This window comes from Pseudomonas sp. MMS21 TM103 (assembly GCF_022132145.1).
GTDB lineage: Bacteria > Pseudomonadota > Gammaproteobacteria > Pseudomonadales > Pseudomonadaceae > Aquipseudomonas.
Genome location: NZ_JAJISP010000002.1, coordinates 522,670 through 537,134, shown reverse-complemented (window position 1 = coordinate 537,134; position 14,465 = coordinate 522,670). Strand labels below are relative to the sequence as shown.

13 protein-coding genes are annotated in these 14,465 nt (G+C 60.4%); 12 read left to right on the top strand and 1 reads right to left on the bottom strand.

Translation table 11 applies throughout. The features are described 5' to 3' along the window. Nucleotides 1-22: 22 nt before the first annotated feature. Nucleotides 23-850, top strand: a complete 828-nt coding sequence (gene zipA / locus LJY18_RS09495) for a cell division protein ZipA (protein ID WP_238041561.1) — start codon at nucleotides 23-25, stop codon at nucleotides 848-850. Nucleotides 851-1,197: 347 nt separating this feature from the next. Continuing rightward, nucleotides 1,198-3,576 carry an NAD-dependent DNA ligase LigA gene (gene ligA / locus LJY18_RS09490; protein WP_238041560.1) on the top strand — a complete coding sequence of 793 codons (2,379 nt, stop codon included), beginning with the start codon at nucleotides 1,198-1,200 and terminating at the stop codon, nucleotides 3,574-3,576. Between the two features lie 256 nt (nucleotides 3,577-3,832). Here the strand turns inward: ligA and LJY18_RS09485 are convergent, their stop codons facing one another. Continuing rightward, on the bottom strand, nucleotides 3,833-4,756 hold the full coding sequence (locus LJY18_RS09485) for a response regulator transcription factor (RefSeq protein ID WP_238041559.1): 924 nt from the start codon (nucleotides 4,754-4,756) through the stop codon (nucleotides 3,833-3,835). Between the two features lie 791 nt (nucleotides 4,757-5,547). Here LJY18_RS09485 and LJY18_RS09480 point away from each other — a divergent pair. From LJY18_RS09480 to LJY18_RS09435, 10 genes are all read left to right on the top strand, one after another. Next, nucleotides 5,548-5,757 carry a Flp family type IVb pilin gene (locus LJY18_RS09480; protein WP_238041558.1) on the top strand — a complete coding sequence of 70 codons (210 nt, stop codon included), beginning with the start codon at nucleotides 5,548-5,550 and terminating at the stop codon, nucleotides 5,755-5,757. A 15-nt stretch (nucleotides 5,758-5,772) separates the two neighbouring features. Further along, entirely contained in the window at nucleotides 5,773-6,288 is a 516-nt protein-coding gene (locus LJY18_RS09475) for an A24 family peptidase (RefSeq protein WP_238041557.1), read from the top strand. A gap of 11 nt (nucleotides 6,289-6,299) precedes the next feature. Continuing rightward, entirely contained in the window at nucleotides 6,300-7,628 is a 1,329-nt protein-coding gene (locus LJY18_RS09470) for an AAA family ATPase (protein WP_238041556.1), read from the top strand. A 35-nt stretch (nucleotides 7,629-7,663) separates the two neighbouring features. Further along, complete coding sequence (cpaB, locus tag LJY18_RS09465) at nucleotides 7,664-8,476, top strand: Flp pilus assembly protein CpaB (RefSeq protein WP_238041555.1); 813 nt, start codon at nucleotides 7,664-7,666, stop codon at nucleotides 8,474-8,476. 195 nt (nucleotides 8,477-8,671) lie between these two features. Then, on the top strand, nucleotides 8,672-10,180 hold the full coding sequence (locus LJY18_RS09460) for a type II and III secretion system protein family protein (RefSeq protein ID WP_238041554.1): 1,509 nt from the start codon (nucleotides 8,672-8,674) through the stop codon (nucleotides 10,178-10,180). A gap of 268 nt (nucleotides 10,181-10,448) precedes the next feature. After that, nucleotides 10,449-10,721 carry a hypothetical protein gene (locus LJY18_RS09455; protein WP_238041553.1) on the top strand — a complete coding sequence of 91 codons (273 nt, stop codon included), beginning with the start codon at nucleotides 10,449-10,451 and terminating at the stop codon, nucleotides 10,719-10,721. 71 nt (nucleotides 10,722-10,792) lie between these two features. Then, nucleotides 10,793-12,085 (top strand): Tad domain-containing protein, encoded by a 1,293-nt coding sequence (locus LJY18_RS09450; protein ID WP_330872734.1) that lies wholly within the window; start codon nucleotides 10,793-10,795, stop codon nucleotides 12,083-12,085. A gap of 153 nt (nucleotides 12,086-12,238) precedes the next feature. After that, complete coding sequence (locus LJY18_RS09445) at nucleotides 12,239-12,724, top strand: TadE/TadG family type IV pilus assembly protein (protein WP_238041551.1); 486 nt, start codon at nucleotides 12,239-12,241, stop codon at nucleotides 12,722-12,724. 14 nt (nucleotides 12,725-12,738) lie between these two features. Continuing rightward, nucleotides 12,739-13,248, top strand: coding sequence for a TadE/TadG family type IV pilus assembly protein (locus LJY18_RS09440; protein ID WP_238041863.1), 510 nt, complete (start codon nucleotides 12,739-12,741; stop codon nucleotides 13,246-13,248). Further along, nucleotides 13,242-14,465 carry an AAA family ATPase gene (locus LJY18_RS09435; protein ID WP_238041550.1) on the top strand — a complete coding sequence of 408 codons (1,224 nt, stop codon included), beginning with the start codon at nucleotides 13,242-13,244 and terminating at the stop codon, nucleotides 14,463-14,465. Before LJY18_RS09440 ends, LJY18_RS09435 begins: the two co-directional genes overlap by 7 nt.

Here is a 14,465-nt window from a genome sequence, read left to right as displayed (position 1 = left end):
CAATCAGGGGTCAAGGTATTTCATGGAATTCGGTCTGCGCGAATGGCTGATAGTCATCGGCATTATTGTGATCGCTGGCATCTTGTTCGATGGTTGGCGGCGCATGCGCGGTGGCAAGGGTAAATTGAAGTTCAAACTCGACCGCAGTTTTGCCGATCTGCCGGATACCGATGGCGACCCGGGTTTGCTCAGCACGCCGCGGGTCATCGACCGCGACCAGGAGCCGTTGCTGGACGAACACGATCTGCCCTCAATGAGCGCCCGCGAGCTGAACCGCCGCCGCGGTGGTGAGCCACATCAGGGTGACCTCAATCTGGGTCTGGACGAGCCAGTGCCGACGCTGCTCAATCCGGTGGATGAGGGCGCGAGCAAGTCGCGCAAGGACAAGGCGCACAACGCTGGCAAAGAGCTGCCACCGGTCGAAGAAGTGCTGGTGATCAATGTAGTGGCCCGCGACGACTACGGCTTCAAGGGCCCGGCATTACTGCAGAACATTCTGGAAAGTGGCCTGCGTTTCGGCGAGATGGACATTTTTCATCGTCACGAAAGCATGGCCGGTAACGGCGAAGTGTTGTTCTCCATGGCCAATGCGCTCAAACCGGGCACTTTCGACCTCGACGATATAGAAGGCTTCAACACCCGCGCCGTGAGTTTTTTCCTCGGTCTGCCGGGGCCGCGCCATCCCAAGCAGGCGTTTGATGTGATGGTCGCTGCCGCGCGCAAACTGGCCCACGAACTCAACGGTGACCTCAAGGACGACCAGCGCAGCGTGATGACCGCACAAACCATCGAGCATTACCGCCAGCGTATCGTTGAATATGAGCGCAAGCAGTTGACCAGCAAGCGCTGAACCCGCTGCAAACGATAAGCCTCAAACTGCAAGCCGCGCGCTTGGTTTGGGGCTTTGCTTTTTCTGACGTCCGCAATCGCCGCGAGGTCGCGCCTCCTTCAGGGTTTGCTGGGTATCTGCGGCCTTTGTGGGAGGGCCGCCCCGGCGCGATGCTTTTGGCTTTTTGGCGCGCGCTGAGCCGCTCTGTTCCGCGGCAGAAGCTACGCGGCCACATAGCCAAGGCAAGTCCGCCGGCAAACGGCTAGAATCCTGCGCCTGAATATCAACCAAAGGTTGAGCTGGATGCCAGGGCCGGAACACCCGGCAACCGCCTCCAGCTTCACGCCTGCAGCTACGGCTTGTGAATTATGTCCGTCACCCAAACCGCCGCCGAGCGCATTGCCCAGCTGCGTAGCGAGCTCGATGCACACAACTATCGCTATTACGTACTCGACGAACCGAGCGTGCCAGACGCTGAGTACGACCGCCTGTTCAATGAGCTCAAAGCGCTGGAGACCGAGCATCCGCAGCTGGTAACACCAGACTCCCCGACCCAGCGCGTCGGCGGTAGCGCCTTGAGCGCCTTCGGCGAGGTCAAGCATGAGGTGCCGATGCTTAGCCTCGGCAACGCCTTCGAGGAGGCCGACCTGCTGGACTTCGACCGCCGCGTGCGCGAGGGCCTTGACCTGCCGTCCGGCGACCTGTTCGGTGGTGGCGCCGAGGTGGAATACAGTTGCGAGCCCAAGCTCGATGGCCTGGCTGTCAGCCTGCTGTATCGCGATGGCCTGCTGGTGCGCGGCGCCACCCGTGGCGATGGCAGTACCGGCGAGGACATCAGCGTCAATGTGCGCACCATCCGCAATATTCCGCTCAAGCTGCAGGGCAGCGGCTGGCCGCCGGTGCTGGAAGTGCGCGGCGAAGTGTTCATCTCCCGGGCCGGCTTCGAGGCGTTGAATGCCCGGCAACTGGAAAACGGCGGCAAGCCTTTCGCCAACCCGCGCAACGCCGCGGCGGGCAGCCTGCGCCAGCTCGACCCGAAGATCACCGCCAGTCGTCCCTTGCAGTTGTGCAGCTACGGCATCGGCCAGGTCCAGGGCGAGTTGCCGGACACCCACATCGGCATCCTCGAAGCGCTCAAGGGCTGGGGCCTGCCGATCAGCAACGAGCTGAAATTGGCCAAGGGGGTGCAGGAGTGCCTGGCCTATTACCGCGCCATCGGCGAGAAGCGTGACGCCTTGCCTTATGAAATCGACGGTGTGGTGTTCAAGGTCAATAATCTGGCCTATCAACGTGAACTCGGTTTTCGTGCGCGCGAGCCGCGTTGGGCCATCGCCCACAAGTTCCCGGCGCTGGAGGAGCTGACCGAGCTGCTGGATGTCGAGTTCCAGGTTGGTCGTACCGGCGCCGTCACCCCAGTGGCGCGCTTGAAACCGGTCAAGGTGGCGGGCGTCACGGTATCCAATGCGACCCTGCACAACATGGATGAAGTGGCGCGGCTGGGGCTGATGATCGGCGATACGGTGATCATTCGCCGCGCCGGCGACGTGATTCCGCAGGTCGTGCAGGTGGTGGCCGAGCGCCGCCCAGCCGATGCGCGAGCGGTGCAGATCCCCGCGAGCTGTCCGGTATGCGGCTCCCAGGTCGAGCGCACCCAGCTGGTCAAGCGCAGCAAAGGCAAGGAGTCGTTCAGCGCCGGCTCGATCTACCGCTGCGTCGGCCGCCTGGCCTGTGCTGCCCAGCTCAAGCAGGCAATCATCCATTTTGTCTCGCGTCGCGCCATGGACATCGAAGGCCTGGGCGAGAAAAGCGTCGAGCAACTGGTCGACGAAGGCCTGGTGAGTTCGCCGGCCGATCTCTACACCCTGAAGTTCGAGCAGATCGTCGGTCTGGAGGGGTTTGCCGAGCTGTCGAGCAACAACCTGCTGGCGGCCATCGCCGCCAGCCGCAAGCCGAGTCTGGCGCGCTTCATCTATGCCCTGGGGATTCCCGATGTAGGCGAGGAAACCGCCAAGGTGTTGGCCCGCGCGCTGGCTTCGTTGCAGCGCATTGAACAGGCGCTGCCGGAAGTGCTGACCTACCTGCCCGACGTCGGCCTGGAAGTCGCTTATGAAATTCACAGCTTTTTCCGCGACGCGCACAACCGCAAGGTGATCGACCAGTTGCTTGAGCGTGGCATTGTGTTGCAGGAGGAGGGCGAGGTACATCCGGAGTTCGCCGGCTGCGCGACGCTGGCGGGCTTGCTCGATAAATTGAATATTGCCGGCATCGCCGTCACCGGCGCGAAAAACCTGGCGGACAAGGCCGGCAGCCTCGACCGGGTCATCGAGCTCAGCCAGGACTGGCTGGAACTGAGCGTGATGAAGGGCCTTAACGAGAAGGGCAAGCAGGCGTTGCGCGAGTTTTTCGCCCAGCCAGCCAATGTCGAGCATGCACGTGCCATAGAGGCGCAGTTGCGCGAGTTCGGCATGCATTGGCAGAGCGAGAAGAAAGCCATCGAGGGCTTGCCCCTGGCCGGCCAGACCTGGGTGCTGACCGGCAGCCTGGAAGTCATGAGCCGTGATCTGGCCAAGGACAAGCTGGAAAGCCTGGGCGCCAAGGTGGCCGGCTCGGTATCGGCCAAGACCAGTTGCGTAGTCGCCGGGCCAGGCGCCGGTTCGAAGCTGGCCAAGGCCAGCGAGTTGGGCGTGCGGGTGATTGATGAAGCTGAGTTTGTCGCACTGATGGCGGGTTACGGCGTGGCGCTGTGACGACCAGTGACACACGGACGGATTGTTCGCTTCGCTCCTGAGCGGCTACCGCGGCGGGCCGCCCTCCGCGGATTCAACCTGCCGCAGCACTGTCGTGTTTCTTGCTGTGAACCAACTGCCCAGCAGGGCGTACTCGCGAAGCCGTACGCCGCACGCTTTCATCGTATGCAAGGATTGCGATACCGGGTCGATGAACCTCAGTAAAAGTCGCGGGCTGCCTGAGCGGGGCTCGGGGAGAGGTGGGCGCTTCAGCAGCTCAACATATTTCTTCAGTGAGAGAGCTTCTCGATAATAGCAAGGGCGCGATGGCCGGCCCAGGGCTTGGCTCGATACTCCGGAAGTCACTGGGGCTGCAGCCGAAATGCAGCTTGAAGATTCGCGCGAAATAGGAAGGGTCCTGAAACCCCACAGCGTAGGCGATGCTGGTGATCGGCATCTCGCTGTTGTTCAGTAGCTCCTCGGCCTTTTCCATGCGCTTGCTCTGGATAAATTCGAGAAAGCCAACCCCATAGGTCTGTTTGAACAGTCGGCTAAAGCGAAAAGGTGTCATGCCGCAACGCTTGGCCAGTTCCTTTTGTTCAATGTGCTCCTTGAAGTGCAGGTCGATGTATTGGATGGCATCTTGCAGGGGGCGTTGCCTCTGGTGATCGGCGGTGAGCCGCACGCTTTCCGGCAAGTCATTGTTGCGCATCAGCAGTTGTTTCTGTCTCGGTATTTCAGCGTTGCGCCTCAAGCTGCAAAGCTCTCGCAACGCACTGAGGTAGCGATTGCGCTCTGCTTGTACCAGCGGTAACGCCAGGTAATCCCAGACGCCAGATCGAAAAGCCCAGACTGCCAGCTCTTCCGAATGGTGCATGGTCAGCATGGTGATCGGAATAGAGGGCACCGCACGCTTGACCTCGATCAGCAGGTTGAGACTCATGGTGTCCGGTCGATCGTAATGCATGCAGATCATGTCTGGGCGTTGCTGTGCCTTTATCCCTGCAACACTCAGGTCCCGCGCCAAATTGATTTGGCACACGCTGGCGAAAGTAGCCATGCAGTCCTGAGCCGATTCATCGTGCGTCAGATCGAACCACAGCAACCGTGGAGCGGTGAGAGCATGTGTATTCATATGCGCCATGAAACAGTTCGTTAGCAAAAAATCCTTATGTGTTACACGCAGCATCAAGTGCTTCATCCAATTAACACTTAAGAGTTGGATAGACCTACGCGCAAAGATCAAATCTTCATAACTATTAGAACAAAGTGTTTTAAGTGCTCCCGTTTGATAACGCATGCCAGGCAGCAGAGTGTGTTCTAACCCCCCGTTTTTCTGGATAAATCACGAATCATCGTGACATATTGGCTTGGTTCGAGGGGGCATGCATGGTGCGTTTGAGCAGTACTTTAGCCTGTTGCAGTATGTGAACACTTCGTCCGCGACGAGGGCTGGATCAGCACATCCAGACGAGCGGCCATACGCCTCGTAACAAAAACCTGGATCCAACGGCACGCCTTTAGCCAAGCCGTACCCCCCCCACACACCGAAATCGCGCAGCGCAAGCTTTTGTGGGCGCCAGCAAGGACTAAGCGTCTCCCCTGGCTCTTCATATTCTGGGGTTGGCATTTCTTGACCGTTGAGCCTTCCGCTGCCCGCATGTTCTCTGCGCCTACGAACGATCTAATGGCAACGAGCCGCCACGACTTATCCTGGGGCAGATCTGCATGAACTTGCTACGTCTCCAGGTGCGCTCCCCGCCGGCTTCGACCTTGCCCGCTCATATTTGCCAAGTGCAGGGCGCTGGATTAGTGCCTGCGCGAACGCCTGCAAAAAATTACCAGTGATGTGCAAAAAACCTCCTAACCGATCTGTTGGCGGGTTACTAGGGTTGAAGCAGGCGGAGGAAGTAGATGGAACCAGGCATGGAGTACATGCCGGAGATAGCAGCCCCGCCTTCTCTGAACACACACTCGAGTGAGGTGAATGAAATGACTATTCAAGCAATCAAGACTTCGGTGATGAAGTTCGTTAAGGACGAAGACGGCTTGACCATCGTGGAGTATGCGGTGGCGGGCGGGTTGATAACGATAGCAGTTGTCACCGTGTTCGTAGCTTTGGGAAAAAACGTGTGTGGCGTAATCACTAGCCTGAAAGATGCTGTTTTGGGCACAGCTACCCCCGTTGCCGCTTGTGCTTAGAAAGATAATGCAGCGATGTCCATGGAGCAGATGTTCCCCGTCATTGTGCTACTAGGGCTGCTTGGTGTTGCGGTGGTGAGCGATATACGCAGCCACCGCATTCCCAACTTCCTGGTTGTGCTAGGCCTCGTCCTGGGGCTGGTCGGTCAGGCTTATGCAGGCGGTATAGGTGGCTTGGGCGATGGTGTGCTGGGGCTGCTGATCGGCTTCGGGATTTTTCTTCCATTCTATGCCCTCGGCGGCATGGCCGCTGGCGACGTCAAGCTAATGGCCATGGTCGGCAGTTTTCTAGCTCCCCAACCCGCACTTTGGGCGGCGTTTTTCAGCCTGATGGCCGGTGGGGTGTGCGGTTTGTTGTTAGTACTGCTACGCGGTCAGATGAAGCAGACTTTGGGGCGCTACTGGCTAATGCTAATGGCGCGGACTTACCTGGCGCCTGCACCAGATGAGGTGGCCGGCAAGCCCTTCCCCTATTCGATCGCGATTCTGCTGGGGACCTTGACCATTGGCTATTTCATGTTTGTCCTTTAAGGAGTCCGGTTATGCATGCGCTGAGTCCTATAGACACCGAACAGGATGGCCTCGATCCGATTCAACGGCTGGCGCCGCAACCGCGCAACGTGACTGAGACCGGCCTGGCAGACAACTTTATTGGCGACCTGATCTGCAAGCATCTGCACGATGCCGGCGTACTGGATATGGCCCAGTTGGTCGAGCGTATGGCGCTGACCGGCTCGGTGCTTGAGGAAGTGCTCGGCTATCAACGCAAGGACGGCCGCATCGAGGTGCTTGGCCAGGCCGGAGGGCAGGGCCTGCGTTATGGCTTGACCGAGCGTGGCAGAAGCGCAGCCAAGGATGCCCTGGCGCGTAGCGGCTATATCGGCCCGGCGCCCTACCCGGTGGAGCGGTACCGGCAACTGCTGGCAGCACAAACGGTGCACAGCAGCCGGATTGACGCCCAGGCCATGCGCGAGGCTTTCGCTGGTGTGGTGCTGCAGGATGAGTTACTCGATCAACTCGGCCCGGCGATGAACTCGGGGCGGGCGATCATGATTTACGGGCCGGCCGGTACGGGCAAGACCTATATCAGCCAGCGACTGATCCGCCTTTTTCAACAGGCTATCTGGATACCACGCGCCATCGCTATCGGCGAGGCGGTGGTGGAGATTTTCGACCCCCAGGTGCACAAGCCACTTCCGGTAGAGGTCAAGCAGCGCAGCTTGCGCATTGACCAGGGCATCGACCGCCGTCTGCTGCAGTGCCAGCGGCCAATCATCATCACCGGCGGCGAGTTGACCCTGGATATGCTGGATATCCGCTTCGACCCCTATACCCGCCTGTACCAGGCGCCGCTGCAACTCAAGGCCAGTAATGGCATCTTCATTATCGATGATCTCGGTCGTCAGCGGGTGGCGCCCGTTGACCTGTTCAACCGCTGGATCGTGCCGATGGAGGAGAAGAAGGACTACCTCAACCTGGGCGGAGGTCGCCACTGCGAAATCCCCTTCGACCTGATCCTGGTGTTTTCCACCAACCTCAATCCGCTGGAGTTGGCCGACGAGGCCTTCCTCCGGCGCATTGGTTACAAGCTGCATTTCGACCACCTGCAAGCCGATGAGTACCAACGCATCTGGCAGCAGGAGTGCGCAAAGCTGGGCATCCCTTACGACCCCGAGCTGGTGGCCTATGCCATCGAACAGCTGCATCGCCCGGAGGCCCGGCCGTTACTGCCCTGTCATCCGCGCGATCTGCTGGGTATGGCACTGGACCGCCAGCGCTATCAGAGTGTGGATGATGCGCAAGCCCTGACACCCAAGACGCTGACCTGGGCTTGGCGTAACTACTTCGTCAGCCTCGATGCCAGTAGCTAATAGTACGACGCCAGTCGAATCAAGGAGACATCGTCATGAACTCACGCACGCTTGTATTGATCGGTCTTTCACTCATTCTCGGCCTGGGCGCGGCCTTTATGGCCAACAACTGGCTGAGTGCGCGGCTCAATGCCGCCCCCGACGACAACCTGCAGAACGTGGTGGTGGCCACGCTGGAGATCCCCTTCGGCCAGATGGTCGAGGCCCAGCACGTCACTTTGGTGCGCATGCCCAAGGATACGGTGCCGGACGATGCCTTCGATGCCACCGACAAGGTGGTGGGCAAGATTGCCACCTTCGCCATGCTGCGCGGCGATATCGTGCGTGGTGCGCGTCTGGCTGAGCACCTCGGCGGCAGCACCCTGGCCTCGCTGATCGAACCGGACAAGCGCGCCATCTCGGTGCGGGTCGACGATGTGGTCGGCGTAGGTGGCTTCCTGCTGCCGGGCAACCGGGTCGATGTGCTGGTGGCCAAGAAGGCCAATGGTGGCGGTAACAATGCCCAGTCGGAAACCATCCTCGAGGACTTGCGGGTATTGGCCGTGGACCAGACTGCCAGCACCGACAAGACCCAGCCGGTAGTGGTGCGCGCGGTGACCCTGGAGATGACCCCGGAAGAGACCGAGATCCTGATCAAGGCACAGGCCGAAGGCAAGCTGCAACTGGCCCTGCGCAACCCGCTGGATAACCAGAAAAAACCGCCAGTAGAGGAAGCGGTGGCCATGGTAGCGCCAGCGCCCGTACCTCAAGCAGCCAAGCGAGTGGTCCGCCGCAGCAGCAGCGGCAGCAGTGCTGGCGTCACCATTATTCGCGGCATCGATGTGCAGGCGACAAAGGTTCAGCTCTAGGCAGGGATGAGGCCGAGCGAAGCGATGCGTTGCACAACGATGCAGAGCAGAGGCAACGGCAGTTGGCAGTCAAGTTTCAGTCGTCTATCCCTGATTCCTCATTCCCAGGGATGAGACAGAGGCAAAGGTAATCGCATCGGCAAGTCCGGTGCTCCTGATAAGCAGGTAAAGCACAAACCACGCAAGGAGTAGGGCATGGATATCATCCGGAGAGTCGGGGCATTCACGTTGTACGTTCTCTTCTTCACCGGCGGCGGCGCAGGGCTGCTGTCGAGCGCCGTGCTGCAGGCTGCCGAGCCGGAGCCTGCGGTCAGTGCCATGCCGGCGGCGAACGTCACCAATATTCAGGTGCCGATCTACAAGTCGCGGGTACTGACCACCCGGGCGCCGGTGAAGAAGGTCTCGGTGGGTAACCCGGAAATCGCAGACATCCTGGTCACCAGCCCGACCCAGTTGTATTTACTCGGCCGTGCCCTGGGCAGCACTAACGTGCTGTTGTGGGATAGCCGCAACCGGCTGATCGACAGCCTCGATCTCGAGGTGGTGCACGACCTCGGCGGGCTGAAGAGCAAGTTGCATGAACTGCTGCCCAACGAGGACATCTCGGTTTATAGCGCCCAGGGTGCCCTGGTGCTGCGCGGCCAGGTCAGCAGTGCAGCGGCTATGGATAATGCGGTCAAACTGGCCAAGACCTATACCGCACAAACCGCCAGTATCGTCCAGGGTGAGGGTGAGGCCGCAGTGGCGGCGCCGACCCAATCGCTGGAGGTGATCAACCTGCTCACCGTCGGCGGCAGCCAGCAAGTCATGCTCGAGGTCAAGGTCGCGGAAATGAAGCGCAGCCTGGTCAAGAGTCTCGATGTGCGCTTCAACGCCCTGGACTTCGGCTCTTCCAGTCGCTGGAGCGGTGGCGGTGCCAATAGTGGCCTGACCTCGGATGGCGCGATTCTTCCGGCGGGTACCCTGCTCGGCAATGGTAGAGGGCTGTTTGCCCAGTTCCTCTCGGGCGATTTTCTCTTTAACGTGGCGCTGGATGCGGCCCGGGACGATGGTTCAGCCAAGGTGCTGGCCGAGCCGACCCTGACCACCTTGACGGGGCAGCAGGCCGAGTTCATCTCAGGTGGCGAGTTTCCCATCCCGGTGTCCGACGAAGATGGCATTACCATCGAGTTCAAGGAATTCGGTGTCGGGGTGAAATTCCTCCCAGTGGTGCTCGATTCGGGGCGGATCAACCTCAACCTGAATGTCTCGGTCAGCGAGTTAGTGTCGACCAATAGCCTGGTGGTGGATACAGGGGTTGCTGCAGGTGTCTCTGCCGTGCTGGTGCCGGCGTTGACCAAGCGCAGCGCCCAGTCCACTGTCGAGTTGGGCAATGGCCAGACCATCGCCATCGCCGGCTTGATCAGTGAAAACACCCGCGATTTCGTCAGCCGCTTCCCCGGCTTGGGCGATATACCGGTACTCGGTCAACTGTTTCGCAGCCAGGAGTTCGTCAACGGCGAAACCGAACTGGTGATCATGGTGACGCCGCACCTGGCCAAGCCAATAGATGCCAGAAGCGTGCGTTTGCCCACCGAAAAATTCGTCGAGCCGAGCGATGTGGACTTCTACCTGCTCGGCAAGACCAAGGGTCGTCAGATGGGCCGCCCGGTGCCGGTCAGCCTCGGGACCAGCGAGGGCAGTTTTGGCCACGATCTGAATTAGATGTGGGTGTAGGAGCAAGCTTGTGACCCACAGGGATGTGGGAAATGCAGTCAGCCGTAGGGAACGGCTGCTGCCTGGTGATCTGGCGTACCAACAATGAATTGGCTGGAACGCGGGATCGCAGGAATGCCGGATCGCCGGGACGCCGGACCGCAGCAAGGACGAGGCGTCCCCCTAGCTCCTACAAAGGCAACGACCGGCCAGGTCAAATTTGCAAGGTGGTTCGCCCAGGCGAGCCACACAGGATCAACCAGTGGAGGCAACCACCATGAAACGCACGATCGTTCTGACGCTGCTGTTGCTGGGGCCAAGCGGTTGCATGACCTACGACGAAGGACGGGTCGGGCAGCTGGGTTACAGCGTGTACGAGACCCACTATCAGCAGATCGCCGATAAGGAGCTGGCCGCCAACCCGGGCACCGAAATTTCGCCCACCGGCAGCGATGGCCCGCTGACCGAAAAAGTCATGGACGGCTACCGCGGCGTAACCGGAGATGCGGCCCAGGTTGCCCAGCCGATCCAGATCAATATCGGTAATTGAGGGTTACGCTCATGAAACCCTGTATGCAACGGCCGTTCACCGCGATGCCAGCGCGCCAGCGCGGGGCGGTGATGGTGCTGATCGTGATTGCCCTGGCTTCCATGCTGTTGATGGGCGCCTTGGCGCTGGACGGCGGGCATATGCTGCTGAACAAGGCGCGCCTGCAGAATGCCGTGGATGCGGCGGCGCTGAGTGGGGCCAAGACCCTTAGCCAGGTAGGTGGCGATCCCGACGGTTATGTCGCAGCGGCAATTGCGGCGCGGACTGCGGCGTGGAACACGCTGATGCTGAATGCCAGCGCCAGCGGCAATGGCGAACTCAGCAGCGGTATCGGTGCCAGTGGCGGGGTAGGGGCTTTCGCCGTGGTGGAGTTATCGGACAGCGTATACGGCCCGTTCTTTTTTCCCGGCCCGGAGGATGCCGCCTATGTGCGGGTGTCGGTACCAAATTACAAACTGACTGGATTCTTCTGGGACTTCTTCAATAAGAATCCATTTAGCTCAAGCAACATCGAAATCGAAAAGGCGGTGGCAGCCATCGCCACCGCCGGGCCGAGCCCAACGGCCTCGACCTGTAATATTGACCCTATCGTGGTGTGCGGCGATCCGGCGCAATACGACCCGGAGAATGGCAACTTCTGGGGGTATCACTATGGCGACCTGCAAACGCTGACCTGCGGTACTCCCGGCAGTCCAAGCGCGGGTAACTGTCAGTTGCTGCGGCTGGGCGATAGTACGGGCGGCGCAGATATCCGCCAGGCGTTTTGCGCCGGAACCGAGCAATGCATAGATGACACGGGATCGGTGGATACCGAGCCAGGTATTACCTGGGGGCCGGTGGCCCAGGGCCTGAATACCCGGTTGGGGCTGTACAACGGACCCGTCGACCCGGCGACTTGCCCTCCGGACTGGTACATCGATTACAGCGAGCCACTGGTCGCAATGGACGGCGGCGTGCCTAAGCAGAATGAGGCCGAGGTCGTTTCCAGCAACGGCGATCTGTCAGCCGGCGGTAACCAGTTGACTGATGTCAACGATTGGAAGAATGCCTACATAGACTGTGCCACAAGCCCTGGATCCTGCTCGGGGGTCGCCGAGCGCCGCGTCCTCAATGTTGTGATCGGCAACTGCGCCGCAGTGGCGGGAGGGGGGGCTACCTCAGTGCCGGTGCTGGGATTCGGCTGTTTCTATCTGCTGCAGAAGGTAGAGCAAAGCGGTGAGAAGGAGGTCTTCGGTCAATTCATGCAGGAGTGTGAAGGCAGTGGTTACGCGGGGCCAACGCCGGCCGATGATGCCGGTCCGAACATCATCCAGTTGTACAAGACCTACTTTAGCGACGTTTCGACACCGAGCCCCGATTCCTAGGCCGTTGCGCCGGGGGAGATGGAGCGATGTGGTCGGGATGAAATACCGGAGAGGCAGGAGCCTCGTACAACGTTATTCCCGGATTGCATTCGGGCCACGAGGCCGCAACAAGGTAGCTCGGGTGCAACCCGGGTGGGCACTGGGAGGTGTTTTATGCACAGTCATTCATTCAAGCCCGGTCAGCCTCAGCGCGGTGTGGCCATGGTTGAGTTCGCCATCGCCCTGCCGTTGCTGTTGTTGCTGTTGCTGGGTATCGCCGAGTTCGGTCGCATGCTCTACCAGTACAACAGCTTGCTGCAGGCCAGTCGCGACGCAGGGCGTTTTGTCGCTGGCAAGGCCTGGAATACTACCCTCGGCCAGGTCGTGTTGACCAGCGACCTACTGACGCAGACCGTGAATCTCGCGGTCTACGGGTTGCCAAACGATCCGGGCTGCGACGTCGAAGTAGCGGGTTGCGCCGTCGTCACGGGCTTGAGCGCCGCGGATGTCCAGGTTACTTCAGTGGGCACTGAGCATGTGCAGGTGAGCATTAACTTTACATTCCGCCCGGTAATCGGCACAGGCCTGCCTGCCCTGATCGGCGATGCCATCCCGCTGAACTTCCCACTGGTGGCCACCACCGTGATGAGGGGGCTGTGATGACGGCGATAAAGATAAACAAACGGCGCATGGGCGGGGTGTACGTGGTGGAGTTCGCCATTATCGGCCTGCTGTTGTTCACCCTGCTGTTCGGCGTGCTGGAAATGGGTCGCCTGTACTTCACGGTCAATGCTCTGGACGAGGTGGTGCGCCGCGGCGCGCGCCTGGCGGCGGTATGCAATATCAGAGACGAGGACATCCTGCGTCGGGCGATCTTCAACAAGGCGGGTCCTGATGGTGACGTCCCCAGTTCGCTGATCGGCAGCCTGGAGACCGCCGACCTGACCTTGGTCTACCTGAACGAGGACGGCGCCATGGTGACCAATCCCGACGACCTCGTCAGCGCCACCGGCTTCCGCGCTATCCGCTACGTGCAGTTGCGGGTGGAAAGTTTCCCCTTTGAACTACTTATTCCTGGATTCCATGGGGTGTTCACCCTGCCGGCATTCAGGTCGACCATTCCCCGCGAAAGCCTCGGTCGTCATGCAGAGGCGGGCGTATTTCCGGAGATCACACCATGCTGAATCTCAGAGAAACACCACTACCAACCAGTTCGCCCAGCAAGCAGGGGTTGCACCTGCTGATCAGCAGCCGTGACGCGGATGCCTTGCAGCATCTAAATGGTATCTGTCGGCGTGTTCCCGGCATGCAGGTGAATACCCGCCTGGTCAGCAACGGGCATACCGACCCACTCTATGGGCTGGAGCACAAACCGGATTTCCTCTTGCTGCGGGTCAGCCACTTGTGGCGCGAGGAGCTGGCGGCACTGTTGCAGCACCCTATCCAGGACCGCCCACCGTTGTTGGTGTGTGGCCCGCTGGAGGAGCGCGAAGGTATACGGATGGCAATGCAGGCCGGCGCTCGCGACTTCTTGCCGGAGCCGGTGGCCGCCGAGGAGTTGCTGGCGGCCCTGAGTCGCATGGTCGCCGAGACTCATTCCAGCAACGGCGCGACCGGCAAGCTGGTGGCGGTGATGAACGCCAAGGGTGGGTCCGGCGCGACGCTGATGGCCTGCAACCTGGCCCATCAACTCAGTGCCAAGGGTAGCCGCGTCCTGCTGTTGGATCTGGACCTACAATTCGGCAGCGTCGCCCATTACCTGGATGTGCAGCCCAACCACAGCCATGTCGAGGTACTGCAACAGATCGGCGAGATGGACGGTGTGGCGCTGCGCGGATTTTGCAGCCACTTCAGTCCGAATCTGCATGTGTTGGGCGGGCGCGAGCACGAGTTGTGTCTGCCGCAAGATGTGCATATCGAGCAACTCGAGGCCTTGCTGGAGTTGGCACGCAATACCTACGACTGGGTGGTGGTGGACCTGCCGCGGCAGATCGATCACCTCACCGGCATCACCATGGAACAGGCCGACCGCGTCTACATTGTGGTGCAGCAGAGCCTGAGCCACCTCAAGGATGCCAGTCGTCTGGCGCGCATCCTGCGTGATGAACTGGGGGTGCGCGGTGAGAATCTGCAGGTGGTGGTCAACCGCTACAACAAGTCTGACCCCATCACCTTGCGCGATATCGCCACGGCCTTGCGCTGCAGTGAGTTGCAAAAGGTACCCAACGATTTCGCCGTAGTCAGTCAGAGCCAGAACACCGGCGTGCCGCTGGATCTGCACGCGCCGCGCGCACCGATCACCCTGGCGCTGCAGGAGCTAAGCAAGGAGTTGCTTGGTAAGCAAGCTGGCGTCGAACGAGGTGTGTTCAAACGCGCCTTCAGCCGTTTATTCGGGGAGTGA

What these genes read in the sequence shown, in the direction of transcription:
- ligA (WP_238041560.1), top strand. Translation starts at nt 1,198, where the DNA reads ATGTCCGTCACCCAAACCGCCGCCGAGCGCATTGCCCAGCTGCGTAGC.
- LJY18_RS09435 (WP_238041550.1), top strand. Translation starts at nt 13,242, where the DNA reads ATGCTGAATCTCAGAGAAACACCACTACCAACCAGTTCGCCCAGCAAG.
- LJY18_RS09470 (WP_238041556.1), top strand. Translation starts at nt 6,300, where the DNA reads ATGCATGCGCTGAGTCCTATAGACACCGAACAGGATGGCCTCGATCCG.
- LJY18_RS09485 (WP_238041559.1), bottom strand. Translation starts at nt 4,756, where the DNA reads ATGAAGCACTTGATGCTGCGTGTAACACATAAGGATTTTTTGCTAACG.
- LJY18_RS09455 (WP_238041553.1), top strand. Translation starts at nt 10,449, where the DNA reads ATGAAACGCACGATCGTTCTGACGCTGCTGTTGCTGGGGCCAAGCGGT.
- zipA (WP_238041561.1), top strand. Translation starts at nt 23, where the DNA reads ATGGAATTCGGTCTGCGCGAATGGCTGATAGTCATCGGCATTATTGTG.
- LJY18_RS09480 (WP_238041558.1), top strand. Translation starts at nt 5,548, where the DNA reads ATGACTATTCAAGCAATCAAGACTTCGGTGATGAAGTTCGTTAAGGAC.
- LJY18_RS09445 (WP_238041551.1), top strand. Translation starts at nt 12,239, where the DNA reads ATGCACAGTCATTCATTCAAGCCCGGTCAGCCTCAGCGCGGTGTGGCC.
- LJY18_RS09475 (WP_238041557.1), top strand. Translation starts at nt 5,773, where the DNA reads ATGTCCATGGAGCAGATGTTCCCCGTCATTGTGCTACTAGGGCTGCTT.
- cpaB (WP_238041555.1), top strand. Translation starts at nt 7,664, where the DNA reads ATGAACTCACGCACGCTTGTATTGATCGGTCTTTCACTCATTCTCGGC.
- LJY18_RS09450 (WP_330872734.1), top strand. Translation starts at nt 10,793, where the DNA reads ATGGTGCTGATCGTGATTGCCCTGGCTTCCATGCTGTTGATGGGCGCC.
- LJY18_RS09460 (WP_238041554.1), top strand. Translation starts at nt 8,672, where the DNA reads ATGGATATCATCCGGAGAGTCGGGGCATTCACGTTGTACGTTCTCTTC.